Source organism: Skermanella rosea (genome assembly GCF_016806835.2).
Lineage (GTDB): Bacteria > Pseudomonadota > Alphaproteobacteria > Azospirillales > Azospirillaceae > Skermanella > Skermanella rosea.
In genome coordinates this window covers 117501-135864 of the sequence record NZ_CP086111.1, presented here as the reverse complement: position 1 = coordinate 135864, position 18364 = coordinate 117501, and the positions used below count along the sequence as shown (strand labels likewise).

Below are 18364 nucleotides of genomic sequence, written 5' to 3'. Positions count from 1 at the left end.
CGGGAACCGCGTCGCCGCAGCGTTGAAACCGAACAAGCTAGCCTTCACCAAACCGGTCCTCCCTGGTGGCTCGTTCGAAAAGCCGGCACTCGATACAAATGTATTAGTCCATTCGTTTGAAGACAATACCACGTAACGGAGGGAAGCTACCCTATTTATCTCGCACGGCCGTCGAAATGCAGGGAGTCGGCGGGCAGAAAGCCCTCAGCGCTGTTCAAGGCGGCCGTTCACGACATCTTCGACCTGCCCGGTGGGCAGTGACGCGAGATCCGGAACTTCGACGCACGTCACCCAGGGCCGGTCGATGCCGGTCAGGCGGGCCGCCATATGGCTGCCGAACAGAGCGACGGTCGGGCGGCCGAGATGGGCCGCCAGGTGGGTGGGTCCGCTGTCGTTCCCGATGACCAGCCGGGCGCGGGCCAGGACGCCCGCGAGCTGGAAATAGTTCAACCATCTCCCGCCGGTCAGCGTGACGCCCGGTATCGACCGGCAGAGATCCAATTCGTCGGGGCCGGGAACCGTGACAACGGTCTTGCCGGCGGCGATCAGGCGTTCCGCGAGCGCGGCGTAGCCGGGCCAGCGCTTGTGCGGCAGCCTCGCCGAGGAGCCAGGCAACAGGACCACGTAGGATTCCCGGACCCCGGCATCCGCGAGGATGCCGGAGGCGTCGTCGGCGACCCAGCCCAGATCCGGGGCGAGGGCATGGCGGACCGGAACGTCCGCGTCCGCCAGCTGCCCGGCCAACCGTTCCAGGCTGGGGATGCGCTTGGGATCGACCGCCCGGTGCGGATGGCTGCAGCCCGGCGCCGTCCCCGACCAGGGAGTGTGCGGCAGGAACCAGCGGCGATAGAAGGCGGTCCGGGAAACGTTCTGCAGGTCGTAGACCATGGCGAACGGCACCGCCCTGAGGCGCCGGCGCAGGTCCAGCATGCGGTCCAGGCGCCAGCGCGGCGCGCGCGGGTCCAACTCCACCCGGTCGACCCAGGGACAGCGCTCCATCAGCGCCCGGTAGGCCGGACCGGTCAGAAGCGTGATGCGCGCATCCGGATGGTGGAGGCGGATGTCGTGCAGCGCGCCCTCGGCCTGGAAAAGGTCGCCCAGCGCGCCGAGCTTGATGATCAGGATGTCGTCGGCCATTGCAACCTGTACCTGGAGGTCGGGGATCGGGGAACCGGGCGCGCACCATAGCGAGCCCCCCGGGGCGGCTCCAGGCCTGAAGTTGACGGGGACGGGAACCCGGGATCAGCCCGCTGTCACCAGAGGTGATCAGCCCGCCGTTACCGCCATGGTCAGCATGGGATCCTCCAGGCGATGGAGACGGCCGCTGGCGGCCAGCGCCACGCGCAGGACGACGGCGCGGCGGCGGGCGGCGTTGAGCTTGACCAGGGGCGCATCGCGGAGGATCACGGCGCCGAAACCGTCGGCGACCATCAGCCCGCACTCGGGCGGGATCAGGTCGGCCGGGAAATCGGCCCCGACCGCGAAGTAGAAGCTGTCGCAGAAGGCCTGGTACTCGGGCCATTTCTGGTCGGCCCTGAAATCCGCGATCGAGCTCTTGATCTCCACGATGACCACGTCGCCCGCCTCGTTGACCGCCATGACGTCGGCTCGGCGGCCAGACGCCAAACGAAACTCGGTCAGGCTGGCGAAACCGCGTTCGGCCAAGCCCCGCCGCACACCCCGTGACAGCAGGTCCGCGATGCCGGTCCGCCCCGAAACCACTCCGTCTTCCACCAAAACCATCGTCCCAGCCATCACTCCGCCCATCCGGGCCCACCCGGAAAGTACGTATCATGAACAGTTAGGGCCGCCCGGCCAAGCGTCAATTCGCCGCTGGCTCCCGGCACGCCGCGGTCGTCCGGCGCCCGGATCGAGAAAACCTGCCGGCATGATTGCCGATCGGCCCATCACCGATGCTTTTCTCCGCGGGCAATGAAATCCCGGCGCAGCAAATCGGCGAGGGATCTGTTACCGACGCTGTCCATGTGCTTCCGCGGCGCTATCTTCCTATGGGGAACCCATGGCTTCATGCTCGGCGCTTTTCCGGTAATACTGGTGAATGCCGTAACCTTATGCATCGCGGTGGCGATTCCGGCGTTCAAAATCCATTATGGCTAATGCCGGTCTTTTGCCCGGCGCGGGCGCGTACCGCCAAAATGCCGTGAATTCCTGTTTACGCCGCTTTGCGTTCAGGCCGGAAATGAATAGGCTCTTCCTGTCTTCAACAGGTTGACCATGTCAGACCAGAACCGAAACGCTTGCGACACTTCCGACCGTCGGCCCGACCGCGACTATGCTCCATCCGTCGATCCGACGGGCGAGCCCGGGATCGTGGTCGTGGACGGACGCGGCCTGATATCGTCATGGAACATGTCCGCAGCCGCGCTGCTGGCCAATGCCGGTACGCTGCTCGCCCTCGAAATGCCGTTCGGCCGTCTGGAAAGCGAGGCGCGCCAGTCGTGCGGAATCGCTTTCAGGCATCACTCCATGGCGGACGGAGGGCTGATCTGCTTGTGCGAGCCGTTACCGTCCGCAGCCGGGCAGGCCCCCTCGCCGCCCGGCGGTTCCATGACGCCGGGCCCGGTCCAAAGCCTGCTCGCCCAGGTGACGAGTTCGTTCGCGTTCACCCGCAATCCGCTGCCGCTCTGGATCGTCGACCCCGAAACGCTTGCCTTCGTCGCGGTCAACGATGCCGCGGTATCGCGCTATGGCTACCCGCGCGAGCGTTTCCTGGCCATGCGGATCTCCGATATCCGCCCGCCGGAGGACGCGCCACGGCTGCTGGAAGCGCTGTCCGACCGGTCTTCCCCCGGCGAGTCGGGGCAGTGGCGCCACCTGCTGGCCGACGGCACGGTGATCGACGTGCTGGTCACGTCGGAATGGTTCACGCTCGACAAGCGCACGCTGTGCATGGCCGCCGTCCAGGACATCACCGACCATTGCCGACTGGAGGAGAGCCTTCTGGAGGCGCGGATCGAGGCCGAACGGTCCAACCGGGCCCGCAGCCGCTTCTTCGCCGTCGCCAACCACGACCTTCGGCAGCCGCTCGCCGCGCTCTCGCTGTTCGTCGGCGCCCTGGAGAACCGGCTCAAGGATCCGACCAGCCGCGATATCCTGCGCGCCATGAACACCGCGCTGGCGACCATCAAGAACCTGGTGGACGCCCATCTGGACATCGCCCGGATCGATGCCGGGACCCTGCGGGTCGAACCGGTCGGCCATTCGGTCAACGGGCTGCTGACCCGCATGGCGCTGGAATTCGCCGGGCCGGCCCGCCAGAAGGGGCTGACCCTGCATGTCGCCCCCTGCTCCGCCGTGATCCGCAGCGATCGCGACCTGCTGGAGCGGATCCTGCGCAACCTGCTGTCCAACGCCGTGCGCTACACCGCGTCCGGCCGCATCCTGCTGGGCTGCCGCCGCCAGGGCAACCGGCTGCGGATCGAGGTCTGGGACACGGGACCCGGCATCCCGGCGGATCAACTCGACATCATCTTCGAGGAGTTCTATCGCGGCAACACGCCGAGCACGTCGGAGTCGGCCGGGTTCGGCCTGGGCCTTTCCATCGTGGACCGCCTGTCGCGCCTGCTGGACCATTCCCTGAGCGTGCGGTCGCGGGAGGGCAAGGGATCCGTTTTCGCGATCACGGTGCCGATGGAGGGCGAGGCGGAAGTCCGGGCCGAGCCGATCCATGCTCCGGCGCGGCCGAACGACCTGGGCCGCCCCCGCGTGCTGGTGATCGAGGACGACGTCATCGTGCTGCAGGCGCTCGAGCTTCTTCTCGACCAATGGGGCTGCGACGTGACGGCGGCGTCCGGCTATGACGAAGCCGTGGAAGGTGTATCGGGCCAGGCCGATCCGCCCGACATGGTGATCGCCGATTTCCGCCTGTCCGGCCCGGCGAGCGGCATCGTCGCGATCCGGCAGATCGCCAAGATGCTCGACGTGGACCTTCCCGGCTTGATCATCACGGGCGACACCGACCCGCGCTGCCTGAAGGAAGCCCGGCTGAGCGGCTATCCGCTCCTGCACAAGCCGGTCTCGGCGCTTGCGCTGCGTGCCGCCGTGGCCAGCCTGCTGGGACGGGATCGGCTGCGCGACGGCGTCGAGTGACGCCCGACCGGGGCGCCGGGACCGCGAGGGCGGCACGGCGGCCCCCGTCGCGGTTCCGGCTTCCCGTCGGGAAAATGCCTATCAGGAATTGATCGTCAGGTTTTGGATCGACGTGTTGTCGCTGACGTCGCCGCCCAGCGCACCGTACGCCGAGGAGTCGGAGGTCGCGTCGCCGCCCGATCCCATGCCGCCGGTCGCGAAGCCGCCGCCCATGCTCATGCCCATGCCGCCGCCGCCGCTTCCGGCCCCGCCGAAGGCGCCCGAGGCGCTTCCCGAATGGCCGACCGCTTCGCCGCCGCCCTTGCCGCTCTGCTCGACGCCGACCGACGCGCCGCCCGGAATTCCGCTCATTGCCATGAAGACTCTCCTGTTATCCGACGTTTTCGGGGGCCGGCCGCGTGCCGGTGCGATCCCCGCTGGCGGAGGGTTCACTGCAACGGCCATGCCACTAAAGAACTAGCCATTTCGGGCAGGGATAGACAGGGTTTCCCGTGGTGCCCCGGCCGCGGGAACGCCGCGGCCGGGTGCCGGGCGTCCAGTAATTCGGACGGCGTCAAGCAAACATGGATGTCCCCGCCCCGGACGGCGGTCAGTCCCGCCGGCGGGCCGAGGCAGGCTCGCGGAAGATGAACAGGTCGCGGTCGAACTGGACGCCGACCTGCGGGTTGAGCAGGGCCACCTCCGTGGTCAGTCCCTGCGGGTCGACGATGCGCCACTTGCGCAGCCGCAGCGGCGCGTCCTCGAACACCAGCGTCAGCGTGCCGGCCCCCGGCTCGCTGGTCTGCACCACCGAAACCTCGATGACGTTGGCCTCCCGCACGAAGTCGGTAACGGTGATGTCGCCGCTGAGGCGCAGCTTGTCGCGCAGGATGATGTCGGCCATGGTGGAGCCGATCGGCGCGCTGCTCTGCTGCTTCAACTCGTCATCCCAGTAGAAGACGAACCACCCGTCGGCCACGATGAAGTTCTCGATCGGCGGCTCGTACTCCAGCCGCATCTTGTTGGGCCGCGACAGCCAGAGCGTGCCCCTGACCAGCGAACCGTCGCCGCCGGCCTGGACGAAGTCCGATTTCAGCGTCCTGACGCCGTCGAGATACTGCTCGATCCGGGCGATGTCTTCCTTCTGCGCCTGGGTGAGGCTGGCCGCCGGCGCGGCATGGAGGATCGAGGGGGCTGCCAGCGGCGCGAGAACGAGGCCGGCGGCAAGCACGAGGGGGCGTAGCAAGGCTTTCATGCTCCAAGATATGCTCATCCGCCAGGGCCGAAAAAGGGCGGCAAGGGGGCTTTTTCGCAATCGCCCGCGCCGCCCCTACTCCTCCGCCTCGTCGGAGCGGCCGAGCACCTCGCGCTTGCCCACATGGTTGGCCTGGCTGACGACGCCCTCCTGCTCCATGCGTTCGACCAGCCGGGCCGCCTTGTTGTACCCGATCTGGAGATGGCGCTGGACGAAGCTGGTGGAGCATTTGCGCTCGCGAAGCACCAGCGCCACCGCCTTGTCGTAGAGCTCGTCGCCCGATCCGGGGCGGCCGCCCGCGTCGTCGTCGAAACCGCCGCCAGAGAACTCCTCCTCGTCCTCGGTGATGGATTCCATGTAGTTGGGCTCGCCCTGGCTGCGTAGGAAGCTGACCACATGCTCGACCTCGTCGTCGCGCACGAAGGGTCCGTGGACGCGGGTGATGCGGCCGCCGCCGGCCATGTACAGCATGTCGCCCTGGCCGAGCAGCTGCTCGGCGCCCTGCTCGCCCAGGATGGTGCGGCTATCGATCTTGCTGGTGACCTGAAAGCTGATGCGGGTCGGGAAGTTGGCCTTGATGGTGCCGGTGATAACGTCCACCGAGGGCCGCTGGGTCGCCATGATCAGGTGGATGCCGGCCGCCCGCGCCATCTGGGCCAGACGCTGGATCGCCGCCTCGATGTCCTTGCCGGCGACCAGCATCAGATCGGCCATCTCGTCGACCACCACCACGATGTAGGGCAGTTCGGTCAAGTCGATCGGCTGGTCCTCGAAGATCGGCTTGCCGGTGTCGGGATCGAACCCGGTCTGCACCCGGCGGGTCAGCACCTCGTTGTTCTTCTTGGCCTCGCGCAGGCGGGCGTTGTAGCCCTCGATGTTGCGGACGCCGAGCTTCGACATGGAGCGGTAGCGGCTCTCCATCTCGCGCACGGTCCATTTCAGGGCCACGACCGCCTTCTTCGGGTCGGTCACCACCGGCGTCAGCAGGTGGGGGATGCCCTCGTAGATCGACAGTTCCAGCATCTTGGGGTCGATCATGATGAAGCGGCACTTGTCCGGCGGCAGGCGGTAGAGCAGCGACAGGATCATGGTGTTGATCGCGACCGACTTGCCCGACCCGGTGGTGCCGGCGACCAGCAGGTGCGGGAAGCGGGCGAGGTCGGCGATCACGGGCTGGCCGCCGATGTCCTTGCCGAGCACCAGGGCCAGCTTGGCGGCCGACCGCTCGTAGCTCTCCGCCGCCAGCAGCTCCCGCAGCAGCACCATCTCCCGCCGGGCGTTGGGCAGTTCGATGCCGATCACGTTGCGGCCGGGAACCACCGCGACCCGGACCGACACGGCGCTCATCGACCGGGCGATGTCGTCGGCCAGCCCGATGACCCGGGACGACTTGGTGCCGGGCGCCGGCTCCAGCTCGTACAGGGTGACGACGGGACCGGGATGGACCTTCTGGATTTCGCCGCGGACGCCGAAATCGCCCAGGACGCCTTCCAGCATCACCGCGTTCTGCCGCAGGGCATCGTCGTCGAGGGTGCTCGGCTTGGCCGAGGGATCGGGCTCCTGGAGCAGGTCCAGGGGCGGCAGCTCGTAGTCGGTTTCCGGGAACAGCTCCAGCATCGGCTCGCGCTGGCCGGACGGCTTGCCGGCCACCGGCTTCGGCCCGGACGGGGGCTTGACCACGGAAACCGGCCTGGGCGGCTTGGGAGGGTCGTCGACACCGTCGTCGCCGAGGTCGGCACCGCTTTCCGGATCGTCCGGCTCCACGTCGTTCAGGCGCGGCGGCTTGCGGACTCCGCGCGCGGGCCGGGACTTGGGCGGGCGGGCGTCGGCATCCGCCTCGTCCTCCCCGGGCGGCCGGCCGAAGCCGAACAGCCCCGCCAGTCCCCCCAGGCCACCGAGGCCGGGGCGGTCGCGCAGCAGGCCGGAAGCGTCGCGCGCCACCTGTCCGGCCCTGCCGCCGGCCTCCCGGGCGCCGCGCCCGGCGGCGCCGACGGCCCAGCCCACGCTGCGGGCGCCGTCGCGCCAGTCGCGGAGCGAGAGACCGAGGGCCACGATGACCGAGACGACCGAGACGCCGCCCGAGATCGTCGCGAGCAGGTGCCGGTCCAGTCCCTCGATCAACCCGCCGGTCAGCCTGGAAAGCGCCGTCAGCAGGACATCGCCGGCGGTGCCGCCGAGATGGCCGTGGGTGAGCTGCCATCCGGGAAACGCCGGGACCTGGGCGAAGAAGGTCGAGGCCGTCAGCACGCCGACGACCGTCATCAGGACTCGCAGCACGATCCGGCTCAGCCCGCGGTGGCTCATGATCCGGAGCCCCCACGCCATGACGATGGCGCCCAGAAGGTACGAGGCCATGCCCAGCCACTGCATCAGCAGGTCGGCGGCATAGGCGCCGGGCAGCCCGAGCACGTTGCCGATCTTCGGGTTGGCCTCCGGGTTGACCGCGGTGTTCCAGGAGGGGTCGCCCCGGTCGTAGGTGAGCAGCACCAGGACGAGCAGCAGCCCGATCGAGGTCAGAGCCAGGCCGACGCCCTCGACCGCCCGCTGCCGGATGAAGTCCCGGGCCGCCGGAGGCAGCAGCGGCGCCTTGCCGGCGCGCCCGCCGCCGGACCGGCCGCCGGACGTGCCGGCGGCGGCCCGTCCTGTGCCGGTCCTGCCAGCGGAACCGCGGCCGGCGGTGGACCGCCCACCGGAAACGCCGCCGGACGGGGCGGCGGAACTTGATGCGGCGGTACGGGACGCCATGGGGACCTTGCTCTTCCTTGGTGCTGCGCGGGGTCTTGCCGGGTCAGGTTTAGAGGATTTTGGCGATTCGTGTACAGGCTTCCGCGACCGTGGCGGCATCATGGACCAATGCTATACGAATAAAGGAGGAGCCGCGGTTGACACCGTCGGCATCGGGGCGGGTGAGATAGGCGCCGGGGAGTACCTTGATGCCCCCCTCCCGCCAGAGGGTGGCGGTGGCGGCCTCGCCGTCGCCCACGTCGAGCCACAGGAAGAAGCCGCCGGCCGGCCGGTAGAAACCGAATCGCCCGTCCAGGGCGGACTCGGCGGCGTCGAACTTCGCGCGGTAGAGGGCCCGGTTCTCGACCACGTGGGCATCGTCGTCCCACAGGGCCGCCGCCGCCGCGAGGGCCGGCAGCGGGGTGCCGGCGATCGAGTAGCTGCGCAGGCGGGAGAACAAGGCGATCAGGTCGGGGTCCCCCGCCACGAACCCGGACCGCAGGCCCGCGGCGTTCGACCGCTTGGACAGCGAGTGGAAGACCAACAGGTTGGCGAGGCCGCCGCCGGACGTTTTCCCCCGCGCCTCCAGGGCCGCCGCCACCTCCAGCACGCCGGTCGGCGCCTCGGCGTCGTAGATCTCGGCATAGCATTCGTCGACCGCCAGGACGAAACCGTGGCGGCGGGCCAGACCGATCGCGCGCGTCAGGTAGGCCCGGTCGGCGACGGCGCCCTGGGGATTGGACGGCGTGCACAGATAGAACAGCGCCGTGCGGTCCAGCAGTTCGGGCGACAGGGCGTCCAGGTCGGGCAGGAAACCGGTCTCGCGGGTGGTGGTGAGGAACACCGCTTCGGCCCCGGCCATGACGGCCGCCCCCTCGTAGGCCGCGTAGAACGGGTTGGGCAGCAGCACGGCCGGCTTCCGGCCGGCCTTCGATTCCGGCACGGCGAGCAGGGCCGCCAGGAACAGCGCCTCCCGCGTGCCGGCGACCGGCAGCACCATGCGGTCCGGCTCGACCATGCCGGCGGGGAGGCCGTAGCGCCGGTCGAGCCAGCGGGCGGCGGCCGCCCGGAACTCCGGCGTGCCGGCGACGGGTGGATACTTGCCCCAGAGATGCGCCTGGGTGCGCAGCACCTGGTCGATCAGGGCGGGCGGCGCGTGCTGCGGCTCCCCGACCGACATGACGACGGGCTCCGCGTTCACGCGCGGCGTGATGCCGGCCAGCAGCGAGGCAAGCCGGGTGAAGGGATAATCGCTCAACCGGCCGAGCCGATCGTTCACGAGCGGAGAAGACAGCATGCCGGTCGATCCCGGAGGTTCGTACAAAACGTAAACGAGTGTAGCGGCGGCATGCCGCCCGTACAAGCGGGGGCCTCGCAGAAAGAAGGCCCGGCGGAACTGCCATTCCGCCGGGCCACCCCACTCCGACCCGCCCCGCTCCCATCCGCCGGGGAACCACCGGCGGGACGGCCGCCCTCCTTAGAGCGCCTCTCCGTTGGTTTCGCCGGTTCGGATGCGTACGGCCTGGGCGATCTCGAGGACGAAGATCTTCCCGTCGCCGATCCGGCCGGTGTTGGCGGCCTTCTGGATCGCTTCGACGACCTGCTCTGCCAGTTCGTCCGTGACCGCGACCTCCACTTTCACCTTGGGCAGGAAGCTGACCGAATACTCGGCGCCGCGGTAAATCTCGGTCTGTCCCTTCTGCCGGCCGAATCCCTTGACCTCGCTGACCGTCAGGCCCTGGATGCCCAGCGATGTCAGGGACTCGCGCACTTCGTCGAGCTTGAACGGTTTGATGATCGCCACTATGAGTTTCATGAACTGTTTTCCCTTGTTCTCATCGCCGAACGAAGCCCGTCCGCTGGTCCCCCGCGCCGCTCCCATCCGGGCAGCCGTCCGGTGGTCCGCTTGCGACCCCATTGGCGTGCAGGTTTTCAAGAAGCATGCCGGGCGGGCATATCCCGCGAAAGTCTCACGGATGCCGCCATCCGCCTATGGCTTTCGGAAAGGCTGCTCATTTCATGGACGAAGCGCGCCTGTTTTTTGAGCAATCAAGGGCCGGCTGCGCCATAAAGACACGCTGGACATCCGGTTCGGGCGGGACGATTTTCAAGGACATGACGATATCAGATCCCATACGGCCCGCGACGGCCGCACAAAGCACCGACTCCGCCGACCTGACGACGGAGGTGGTGATCGTGGGCGGCGGCCTGGCCGGCCTGACCCTGGCGGCGGCCCTGGCGACTGCCGGCGTGCCGGTGGTATGCCTGGACCGCGATACTCCGCCCACCCAGATGGAGACGGACTTCGACGGCCGGACGACCGCGCTGGCCTTCTGCTCCAAGCAGGTGCTGGACGGCGCCGGGGTCTGGCGCCACATGGCCGACGACGCCGAGCCGATCCTGGACATCCGGGTGGTCGACCAGGAGTCGCCCCTGTTCCTCCACTATGCCCACCAGGACGTCGGCATCGGCCCGTTCGGCTGGATCGCGGACAACATCGTCATCCGCCGCGCCCTGTTCGCCCGCGTCGCCGAACTGCCGGGGCTGCGTCACATCGCCCCGGCCGCCGTCACCCGGATCGAGCGCGACGCCCGCGCCGCGAAGGTCGTCCTGGCCGACGGCCGGACCGTGACGGCGAAGCTGGTGATCGGCGCCGACGGGAAGAACTCGCTCTGCCGCCGGTCGGCCGGCATCGGCGTGACGACCTGGAACTACGACCAGAGCGCCATGATCTGCAACATCGCGCACGACCTGCCCCATGGCGGCGTCGCGGTCGAGAAGTTCCTGCCCGGCGGCCCCTTCGCGATCCTGCCGCTGACCGGCAACCGCTCGTCCATCGTCTGGAGCGAGCGGAAGTCCCTGGTGCCGACCTTCATGGGCCTGTCGAACGAGGCCTTCACCGCGGAACTCCAGCGGCGGGTCGGCACCTGGCTGGGGCCGGTGCGGGTGGTGACCAGGCGGTCGGCCTGGCCGCTGTCGGTGCTCCATGCCGAGCGCTATGTCGCGCAGCGCCTGGCGCTGGTCGGGGAGGCGGCGCATGCGATGCACCCGATCGCCGGCCAGGGGCTGAACATGGGTCTGCGCGACGTGGCGGCGCTGGCCGAGGTGATCGTCGATACCCACCGGCTCGGCCTCGACGTCGGCGGGGCGGAACCGCTGGCTCGCTACCAGCGTTGGCGCCGGTTCGACAACCTGACGCTGATCACCGTGACCGACCTGCTGACCCGCCTCTTCTCCAACGATTTCGGGCCGCTGAAGCTGGCGCGCGACGTCGGCATGGCGGCGGTCAACCGGATGCCTCCCCTGAAGAAGTTCTTCATGCGCCATGCCATGGGAATGGTCGGCGAGCTTCCGCGGATGATCCGGGGAGAGCCCCTGTAGGGCCCTCCCCGGCGGCGTCGCGGCCTGGGTGCGGCAACGGACGGAATCCCGCCTTTTACGAACATTTAAAACTTGGGAGGCAAAAATTGCCTGGGGGCATCTTTTGCCCGCAGGAGAATCCTGCCCGTGGGAAATTTCTTCCGCCCGGCGGTCAGCAGAGAAGCTCGGAGGCTTCGCCATGTCGCTCTCGATCCATACCAACGCCGTCCAGATGTCGGCCCTGCGATCGCTCAGCATGGCGGCGGAATACACCAAGGCGGCCGAGGCGCGGCTCGCGACCGGCAAGAACATCGTCGACGCGTACACCGACGGCGCGGCCTTCGCCGTATCCGTCCGGATCGACACGAACGTCAAGGCGATCAATGCCGTGAACGAGCGGCTGAACGCCACCAAGGACTCGATCTTCCGCACGACCGAGGGCGTTTCGGTGATGTCGTCGCTGACCGCGCAGGTACGGAAGACGCTGGTCAAGCTGGCCGACAGTTCCCTGGTCGGCGTCGAGCGGGAAAACTACGAAATCCGCTACAAGCGCTATGCCGCGGAGATCCTGGACCACTACAACGGACTGATGAAGGACGGCACCTCGCTGGTGTCGGACGGGGAGTTCTACAACAGCATCTATACCGCCCCGCACAAGGTGGTCAGCAATGTGGATGGCCGGCAGACGACGGTCGGCGACTGGGACCCGACCGGCGGCAGCCTCACCCTTTCCGGCTTCACCGATCCGAACGGCACCTCGGGTGCCCGCAACAAGGAGGACATCGCCCAGGCCTGGCGGCAGGTCTTCCTCGACACCGGGCAGAACCTCGTGCAGAACGGCCGGGGCTTTCCGTCCGAGCAGCAGGTCATCCCGACCCCCGACGCGGCCCGGGCCGCCGCCATGATCGACGACAGCGGCAGCAGCCCGTACCGGCTGTCCCAACTCGAGGACTCGCTGAGCCGGGTGATGAACGGCCTGTTCAAGGACCTGCGCAGCATCGACAACTATATCAGCTTCAACAACGACGTCGCGGCCGCCTCGGAAGGCGGGCTGGGCGCCATACAGGACGCCGACATGACGAAGGAGAGCGCCCGGTTCGAGGCGTTCAAGGTCCGTCAGGAAATGGCACGGCAGGGTCTGGCGATCGTCCAGGCCAGCAACAGGGCGGTCCTGAGCCTGCTGATCTGAGCGGCGGCCGATCTCGACCGCTCATGGCGCCAGGGCTGGACGGTCCGGAAATTCGCCCCAATTCCACGGCAACAACAAGGGTGCCCAAAACGTTGGCACGGGGTTGACCCCAACCATGTCAGCCGCACGGAGCGGCTGAGCCTGGAACGTTGTTGCTTGAGGAGACGTCGTAATGAGGAAGTTGCTCGCCGCCTGTTCCGGTTGCCTGATGGTGGCCGCCGTTTCCACGGCCCTGCTGTCCGCCGGACCCGCCCGGGCGCAGGATGCGGAAGCCGGCAAGAAAGTGTTTAACCAGTGCCGCGCATGCCATGTGATCGATAAGGAAACCAACCGCGTCGGTCCCCATCTGGTCGGGCTGATCGGTCGCAAGTCCGGCTCGGTCGAAGGCTTCAAGTATTCCGAGGCCCTCCAGAACGCCGGCGTCACCTGGGACGAGGAGAACCTCTCCAAGTACCTGAAGGACCCGAAAGGCTTCATCCCGGGGAACAAGATGGCCTTCGCGGGCGTCCGCAAGGACGACGACCTCAACAACCTGATCGCCTATCTGAAGGCGGAAACCGCCAAGTGACGGTGAGTCGACCCGGCCGCCGCGCCGGGTCGAAACCTTTCCGGCCCGGGGTGACGCCTACGGGCGAGCTGAAGTGTCGGCCAGCCGATGGTCGGACGGTTCGGAGGATGTCCGGCGTGGCGGCGGACCGTCGGATCGGATATGGACCGAGAACCAGCCGGGCTTGCGGAACAGCCAGGGGAACCTGATCCGGTCGCACAGTTTCGCCAGGATGATCGGCAGTATGATGCCGCCCAGCGTCGAACCGATCACCAGGAGCGCAGGGTTGCCGAGGCCCAGCTTGGACAGCACGACGCGGGATCCGGCCGTGGCGATGGTGTGGGACACGAAGATCGGCAGGGAATAGCTGCCGGCGTAGAGGAACAGGCCATCCAGCTTCCGGTCCGACAGCACGACGCACAGTGCCATCATCGCGAAGATGGCGAACATGACGACCGCCAGCCGGACCATCTGGACATGCCGGAGATCGGCATAGATCAGGGCGAAGGTTACCGCGATGAACAGCGGAACCAGCACCATCGCATGCGCCGACGTGATCTGCCGGGCGCGCTCCAGGATCATCTGCGAGCCGTAATACCCCATCAGGAAGAAGACATAGTTGCTGGTGAAGCGGTCCACCACATAGACGCCGCTGTTCACGTGCGCCACCGCCAGGCCGCCGGCGAGGGCCAGGACGATGAAGAAGGGAACCGGGCGCAGAAGCCGCGTCACGACGAAGAAGGCCAGCAGGACATAGACGAACCACAGCACGTTGATCGGCTTGTAGGCGATCAGGAGGATCGCATAGGGATCGATGCTCTGGTTGCCGATCCCTCCGGTCAGCAGTCGGAACACATACTGGATCACGCACCAGACCAGATACACATAGACGAAGTGCAGGACCGTCCGGTTGACGAACTGGTCCAGGGGGCGGGCGATGCTGCGGAAAGCGAAGATGCCTGAAACGAAGAAGAATAGAGGCATCCTGAATAGGCTGAAAAACTCATTGTTGTAGAAGAAGAACGTCGGGTTTATCCCGACAGCCGCATCAACGCCGAACATGGCATGGCCATAAACCACCAGGCAAATCGTGATGCCTTTGGCGCATTGGACCCACGCGACCGTCTCATCACTCATAGGATTTCTCAAATCTAGCAATTAGACCCCTGGAAGAGCCTGGACTTTGGCATGTCCGACGTCACTTCGCACGGTAGTTTGCGGAGTGCCACCAACGTTCCCGATCGCGACCATCAGATAGATGGAGTCCCGGTTCGGGTCGGACTCGCCCAATAATGACGGAATCATGGAGCTGCCCGTGCGGTGCAACACAAGCTGACAGCGCCGTGGGCATTCGGCTTACCCGGATGATCGCTGCCGCCGCAGCCGACGCTTCGCTATTATCCTGGAGATGAGTACTGGCGGTTTTCGATGGTCCCGTGCGGGCGTTTACCGGCAGGGCATCGATCGACTGAATGGCATTGCATGACCGATTTCCAATTCTACCTGATGCGCAACCTGGAGCGGGTCTTCTGCGTCCTGGCGCTCATGGTCCTGGCGGGGGCGCTGGCCCCGTACCTGTTCGCGTTCCGGTCGGGCATCGAGATGAACCGCGACTTCGCGGACGAGGTCGATTCCGGCAACATCAAGTTCCAGGCCGCGACGCTGACGATCTACTCGATCGGGCTGCTTTACATCCTTGCCGAACGCGTCCGCCTGCCGAAGCTGCTGATCGGGAACTGGGCTCTCCTGGCGCTGACCGGATTCGCCCTGTTTTCGGCCCTGTGGTCCTATTATCCGGACGCGACCTTCCGCCGGGCGGTCGCCCTGACGCTGACGACCACCTTCGCCTTCTATCTGGTCTTGCGGTACACGCCCCGCGAGTTGATGGAACTGGTGGGCTGGGCGCTGATGCTGGGGGCGGCGCTGTCGCTGATCCTGGTGATCCTGTATCCCACCTCGACGATCCACCAGGGTCCCCCGCTGGGGGGAAGCTGGCTCGGGTCCTTCGGCCACAAGAACAGGCTTGGCCGCATGATGGCGCTGGGCGTCATCATCTTCAGCCTGCTGATGATGGAACGGGGCGGCAAGCAGCGCTGGTTCACCTGGGCGGGCCTGGGACTGTGCACCTTCATGCTGGCTATGTCGCAGTCCCGGACGGCCTGGATCACGACCGTGGTGCTGCTGCTGCTGATCTACGTGCTGCGGTTTCTGCGCGGTGCCCGGCTGCCCATGTCGCTTCGCGTCGGGTCGCTGCTGATCCTCGGCTTCGCGATGGTCATGGCGGTCACGCAGTTCCTCGTGGTGGGCCTGGAGGCGGTCGGCCGCGACCTGACCTTCACCGGACGCACCACCATCTGGACCCACGCGATCACCGCCGGCATGAACCATTCCATGCTGGGAGCTGGATACCGGGCCTTCTGGACCCCGGAAGGTGCCAGCTACGTGTATGCGCGCATCTGGGCGACGATCGGCAACGGCCACAACGGCTATCTGGATGTCTGGCTGGAACTGGGCTTCGTCGGCTTCGGACTGTTCCTTGTGGTGTTCTTCACCGGCATCAAGCGGGCCTATTCCCGCCTGATCGGCAGTAACGACATCGCCGGCCTGTTCTACATGCTGCTGATGATCTACACGCTGATCTACAGCATGACGGAGAAATTCCTGCTGGAGCAGAGCGAGCTGACCTGGACGCTGATCATGGTCACCCTGCTCTACCTCACGCCCCGCCGGGCGACGGCAACGGAACGGCGGAACGCGCCGATCCCATCCGGCGTGGGACGCCCCTTGCAGGGCTATCCCGCACCGGGCGAGTAGGCGTTCGGGAGAGGCGTACGCGACGTACAGGACGGGCTCAGCCCGCCGTGTACGTCGCGTAGCAGTTGGGGGTTTCCCAGACGGTCACGCGGTCCAGCACCGCCAGTCCGTCGCTCCGCGCGGTGATCGCGGGCGCCAGGCGCTCGAACCAGTGCCTGGCGAGCCATTCCGCCGTGGGCGGATAAGGTATCACATAGAGTTTCTGGCCCAGGGCGGTATCGGCCGTCTGCACGTAGCCCCGGTCGCGGACTTGGGCCGCGAGATGGTCGAGCCAATCGGCAGGGCCGATGCCGGGCGGCGCGAACATCGACAGGATCTGGTGGTCCGCAAGGTCGAGGATCAGTCCGTGGTCGCAGGGGGCGTCGATATGGGCCATCATTTCCTCCTTGAGGAAACCGAAGTCCAGGACCATCCCCGCCTGTTCGCCGTCGGCCCGCAGATCGCCGGAGGCTGTCCGGCAGCAAGCCTCGACCAGATAACGATGACCATGAAGGTGACGGCATTTGGAGCCGTGGCTGGCGATCCGATGGCCGGCGTCGATGCCGATCTGCCGCGTGACCGTGAAACCCATCGGGGCTGTACTCCATCATGGCGAACAGCGAAAAGCCCGGATCTTGCGATCCGGGCTTTTCGCTGGGACTTGGTTGCGGGGGCAGGATTTGAACCTGCGACCTTCAGGTTATGAGCCTGACGAGCTACCGGGCTGCTCCACCCCGCGTCAGGGCGACGGACATGCGAGAGAATTCGTGACGGTTCGTTTGCCTTGAAGCGCGCGGGCGATTGGTGGACCTGGCGGCGACCTACTCTCCCACGTCTTGAGACGCAGTACCATTGGCGCGGAGGGTTTTCACGGCCGAGTTCGGGATGGGATCGGGTGCGGGCCCCTCGCTATGACCACCAGGTCGACCAAGCGCCCGGGTGCTTCGAGGTGTGAGGATGTGATGCGTCTTCGACGGATGCCTGTCGTGCGGGCTTTCTGCTGCGCATGACGCGCGATGTCGGGATCAAGCCGCTCGAGCGATTAGTAAGGCTTAGCTTCACGCGTTGCCGCGCTTCCACACGCCTCCTATCGACGGGATGGTCTATCCCGGCTCTAAGGGGAGTGCTTGTTTTGAGGGGGGTTTCCCGCTTAGATGCTTTCAGCGGTTATCCCGTCCGCACTTAGCTACCCGGCGATGCGGCTGGCGCCACAACCGGTACACCAGAGGTGCGTCCATCCCGGTCCTCTCGTACTAGGGACAGCGCCTCTCAGCACTCCGACACCCACGGCAGATAGGGACCGAACTGTCTCACGACGTTCTAAACCCAGCTCACGTACCACTTTAATCGGCGAACAGCCGAACCCTTGGGACCTGCTCCAGCCCCAGGATGTGATGAGCCGACATCGAGGTGCCAAACCTCCCCGTCGATGTGGACTCTTGGGGGAGATCAGCCTGTTATCCCCGGCGTACCTTTTATCCGTTGAGCGATGGCCCTTCCACGCGGGACCACCGGATCACTATGGCCGACTTTCGTCTCTGCTCGACTTGTCGGTCTCGCAGTCAGGCTGGCTTATGCCATTGCACTCGTCGAGCGATTTCCGACCGCTCTGAGCCAACCTTCGCGCGCCTCCGTTACTCTTTGGGAGGCGACCGCCCCAGTCAAACTCCCCGCCATGCAGGGTCCCGGCTCCCGGTTCAGGGAGCGCGGTTAGATGCCAGAGATCCCAAGGGTGGTATTTCAAGGATGGCTCCGCGCAAGCTGGCGCCTGCGTTTCATAGCCTCCCACCTATCCTACACATGGGAACCCTGGCACCACTGCAAAGCTGGAGTAAAGGTGCACGGGGTCTTTCCGTCTGACCGCGGGTACTCCGCATCTTCACGGAGAATTCAATTTCGCTGAGTTGGTGTTGGAGACAGCGGGGAAGTCGTTACGCCATTCGTGCAGGTCGGAACTTACCCGACAAGGAATTTCGCTACCTTAGGACCGTTATAGTTACGGCCGCCGTTTACCGGGGCTTCAGTTCGGAGCTTGCACCCCTCCCTTTAACCTTCCGGCACCGGGCAGGCGTCAGACCCTATACGTCGTCATGCCAGACTTCGCAGAGCCCTGTGTTTTTAGTAAACAGTCGCCACCCCCTGGTCTGTGCCCCCCGCCCCTGCTTGCGCAGGAACGGGGCCCTCTTCTCCCGAAGTTACGAGGGTAATTTGCCGAGTTCCTTCAACACCATTCTCTCAAGCGCCTGGGTATGCTCTACCTGTCCACCTGTGTCGGTTTCGGGTACGGTCTGTATGGCAGGGCTGTTTCCAGGAACCCCTCCAGCGCACGGCCAATCCGATAAGGCCGCACGCACTTCGGGATTCGTCACCTCTGCCAGGCCCTGGAATATTAACCAGGTTCCCATCG

At 66.5% G+C, this 18364-nt stretch carries 14 protein-coding genes, 1 tRNA gene and 2 rRNA genes (1 of these 17 running past the window's edge); 5 read left to right on the top strand and 12 right to left on the bottom strand.

What is annotated here, in order from left to right; genetic code table 11:
• Positions 1–204 precede the first annotated feature (204 nt).
• Both JL101_RS00600 and JL101_RS00595 read right to left on the bottom strand, forming a co-directional pair.
• A complete protein-coding gene (locus JL101_RS00600) occupies positions 205–1137 on the bottom strand; it encodes a glycosyltransferase family 9 protein (protein ID WP_203103886.1) in 933 nt (310 codons plus the stop codon).
• A gap of 129 nt (positions 1138–1266) precedes the next feature.
• The gene (locus JL101_RS00595; protein ID WP_228435220.1) at positions 1267–1755 is read right to left on the bottom strand and encodes an MmcB family DNA repair protein; all 489 of its coding nucleotides are present in this window, start codon (positions 1753–1755) and stop codon (positions 1267–1269) included.
• Positions 1756–2235: 480 nt separating this feature from the next.
• On the opposite strand from JL101_RS00595, the gene JL101_RS00590 reads away from it, so the two are divergent.
• On the top strand, positions 2236–4110 hold the full coding sequence (locus tag JL101_RS00590) for an ATP-binding response regulator (protein WP_203103884.1): 1875 nt from the start codon (positions 2236–2238) through the stop codon (positions 4108–4110).
• Between the two features lie 81 nt (positions 4111–4191).
• On the opposite strand, the gene JL101_RS00585 is transcribed toward JL101_RS00590, so the two are convergent.
• From JL101_RS00585 to JL101_RS00565, 5 genes are all read right to left on the bottom strand, one after another.
• Positions 4192–4467 (bottom strand): hypothetical protein, encoded by a 276-nt coding sequence (locus tag JL101_RS00585; RefSeq protein ID WP_203103882.1) that lies wholly within the window; start codon positions 4465–4467, stop codon positions 4192–4194.
• Positions 4468–4699: 232 nt separating this feature from the next.
• On the bottom strand, positions 4700–5344 hold the full coding sequence (locus tag JL101_RS00580) for a LolA family protein (protein WP_203103880.1): 645 nt from the start codon (positions 5342–5344) through the stop codon (positions 4700–4702).
• A gap of 75 nt (positions 5345–5419) precedes the next feature.
• Entirely contained in the window at positions 5420–8089 is a 2670-nt protein-coding gene (locus tag JL101_RS00575; protein ID WP_228435219.1) for a DNA translocase FtsK, read from the bottom strand.
• Positions 8090–8138: 49 nt separating this feature from the next.
• A complete protein-coding gene (locus JL101_RS00570; RefSeq protein ID WP_203103878.1) occupies positions 8139–9365 on the bottom strand; it encodes an aminotransferase class I/II-fold pyridoxal phosphate-dependent enzyme in 1227 nt (408 codons plus the stop codon).
• Positions 9366–9545: 180 nt separating this feature from the next.
• Positions 9546–9884 carry a P-II family nitrogen regulator gene (locus JL101_RS00565; RefSeq protein WP_158043445.1) on the bottom strand — a complete coding sequence of 113 codons (339 nt, stop codon included), beginning with the start codon at positions 9882–9884 and terminating at the stop codon, positions 9546–9548.
• Between the two features lie 299 nt (positions 9885–10183).
• On the opposite strand from JL101_RS00565, the gene JL101_RS00560 reads away from it, so the two are divergent.
• The 3 genes from JL101_RS00560 to JL101_RS00550 all read left to right on the top strand — a co-directional run bounded on the left by JL101_RS00560 (position 10184) and on the right by JL101_RS00550 (position 13185).
• Positions 10184–11449 (top strand): UbiH/UbiF/VisC/COQ6 family ubiquinone biosynthesis hydroxylase, encoded by a 1266-nt coding sequence (locus JL101_RS00560; protein ID WP_203103875.1) that lies wholly within the window; start codon positions 10184–10186, stop codon positions 11447–11449.
• Between the two features lie 178 nt (positions 11450–11627).
• Entirely contained in the window at positions 11628–12617 is a 990-nt protein-coding gene (locus JL101_RS00555; protein WP_201076506.1) for a flagellin, read from the top strand.
• 172 nt (positions 12618–12789) lie between these two features.
• Positions 12790–13185 (top strand): c-type cytochrome, encoded by a 396-nt coding sequence (locus JL101_RS00550; protein WP_228435218.1) that lies wholly within the window; start codon positions 12790–12792, stop codon positions 13183–13185.
• 57 nt (positions 13186–13242) lie between these two features.
• On the opposite strand, the gene JL101_RS00545 is transcribed toward JL101_RS00550, so the two are convergent.
• Positions 13243–14301 (bottom strand): acyltransferase family protein, encoded by a 1059-nt coding sequence (locus JL101_RS00545; protein ID WP_203103873.1) that lies wholly within the window; start codon positions 14299–14301, stop codon positions 13243–13245.
• A 345-nt stretch (positions 14302–14646) separates the two neighbouring features.
• On the opposite strand from JL101_RS00545, the gene JL101_RS00540 reads away from it, so the two are divergent.
• The gene (locus JL101_RS00540; protein WP_203103871.1) at positions 14647–15978 is read left to right on the top strand and encodes an O-antigen ligase family protein; all 1332 of its coding nucleotides are present in this window, start codon (positions 14647–14649) and stop codon (positions 15976–15978) included.
• Positions 15979–16015: 37 nt separating this feature from the next.
• Here JL101_RS00540 and JL101_RS00535 read toward each other — a convergent pair whose 3' ends face one another.
• The 4 genes from JL101_RS00535 to JL101_RS00520 all read right to left on the bottom strand — a co-directional run.
• The gene (locus JL101_RS00535) at positions 16016–16549 is read right to left on the bottom strand and encodes a 6-pyruvoyl trahydropterin synthase family protein (protein ID WP_203103869.1); all 534 of its coding nucleotides are present in this window, start codon (positions 16547–16549) and stop codon (positions 16016–16018) included.
• Positions 16550–16619: 70 nt separating this feature from the next.
• Positions 16620–16696 (bottom strand) — tRNA-Met (locus JL101_RS00530).
• 69 nt (positions 16697–16765) lie between these two features.
• Positions 16766–16880, bottom strand: a 5S ribosomal RNA gene (rrf, locus tag JL101_RS00525).
• A 98-nt stretch (positions 16881–16978) separates the two neighbouring features.
• Positions 16979–18364, bottom strand: a 23S ribosomal RNA gene (locus JL101_RS00520) (it continues 1369 nt past the right edge of the window).

Bases quoted from the DNA above. Each gene is read 5' to 3' on its own strand.
- JL101_RS00590 (WP_203103884.1), top strand. From the start codon at position 2,236: ATGTCAGACCAGAACCGAAACGCTTGCGACACTTCCGACCGTCGGCCC.
- JL101_RS00540 (WP_203103871.1), top strand. From the start codon at position 14,647: ATGACCGATTTCCAATTCTACCTGATGCGCAACCTGGAGCGGGTCTTC.
- JL101_RS00535 (WP_203103869.1), bottom strand. From the start codon at position 16,549: ATGGGTTTCACGGTCACGCGGCAGATCGGCATCGACGCCGGCCATCGG.
- JL101_RS00580 (WP_203103880.1), bottom strand. From the start codon at position 5,344: ATGAAAGCCTTGCTACGCCCCCTCGTGCTTGCCGCCGGCCTCGTTCTC.
- JL101_RS00555 (WP_201076506.1), top strand. From the start codon at position 11,628: ATGTCGCTCTCGATCCATACCAACGCCGTCCAGATGTCGGCCCTGCGA.
- JL101_RS00570 (WP_203103878.1), bottom strand. From the start codon at position 9,365: ATGCTGTCTTCTCCGCTCGTGAACGATCGGCTCGGCCGGTTGAGCGAT.
- JL101_RS00550 (WP_228435218.1), top strand. From the start codon at position 12,790: ATGAGGAAGTTGCTCGCCGCCTGTTCCGGTTGCCTGATGGTGGCCGCC.
- JL101_RS00560 (WP_203103875.1), top strand. From the start codon at position 10,184: ATGACGATATCAGATCCCATACGGCCCGCGACGGCCGCACAAAGCACC.
- JL101_RS00595 (WP_228435220.1), bottom strand. From the start codon at position 1,755: ATGGCTGGGACGATGGTTTTGGTGGAAGACGGAGTGGTTTCGGGGCGG.
- JL101_RS00585 (WP_203103882.1), bottom strand. From the start codon at position 4,467: ATGGCAATGAGCGGAATTCCGGGCGGCGCGTCGGTCGGCGTCGAGCAG.
- JL101_RS00545 (WP_203103873.1), bottom strand. From the start codon at position 14,301: ATGAGTGATGAGACGGTCGCGTGGGTCCAATGCGCCAAAGGCATCACG.
- JL101_RS00600 (WP_203103886.1), bottom strand. From the start codon at position 1,137: ATGGCCGACGACATCCTGATCATCAAGCTCGGCGCGCTGGGCGACCTT.
- JL101_RS00565 (WP_158043445.1), bottom strand. From the start codon at position 9,884: ATGAAACTCATAGTGGCGATCATCAAACCGTTCAAGCTCGACGAAGTG.
- JL101_RS00575 (WP_228435219.1), bottom strand. From the start codon at position 8,089: ATGGCGTCCCGTACCGCCGCATCAAGTTCCGCCGCCCCGTCCGGCGGC.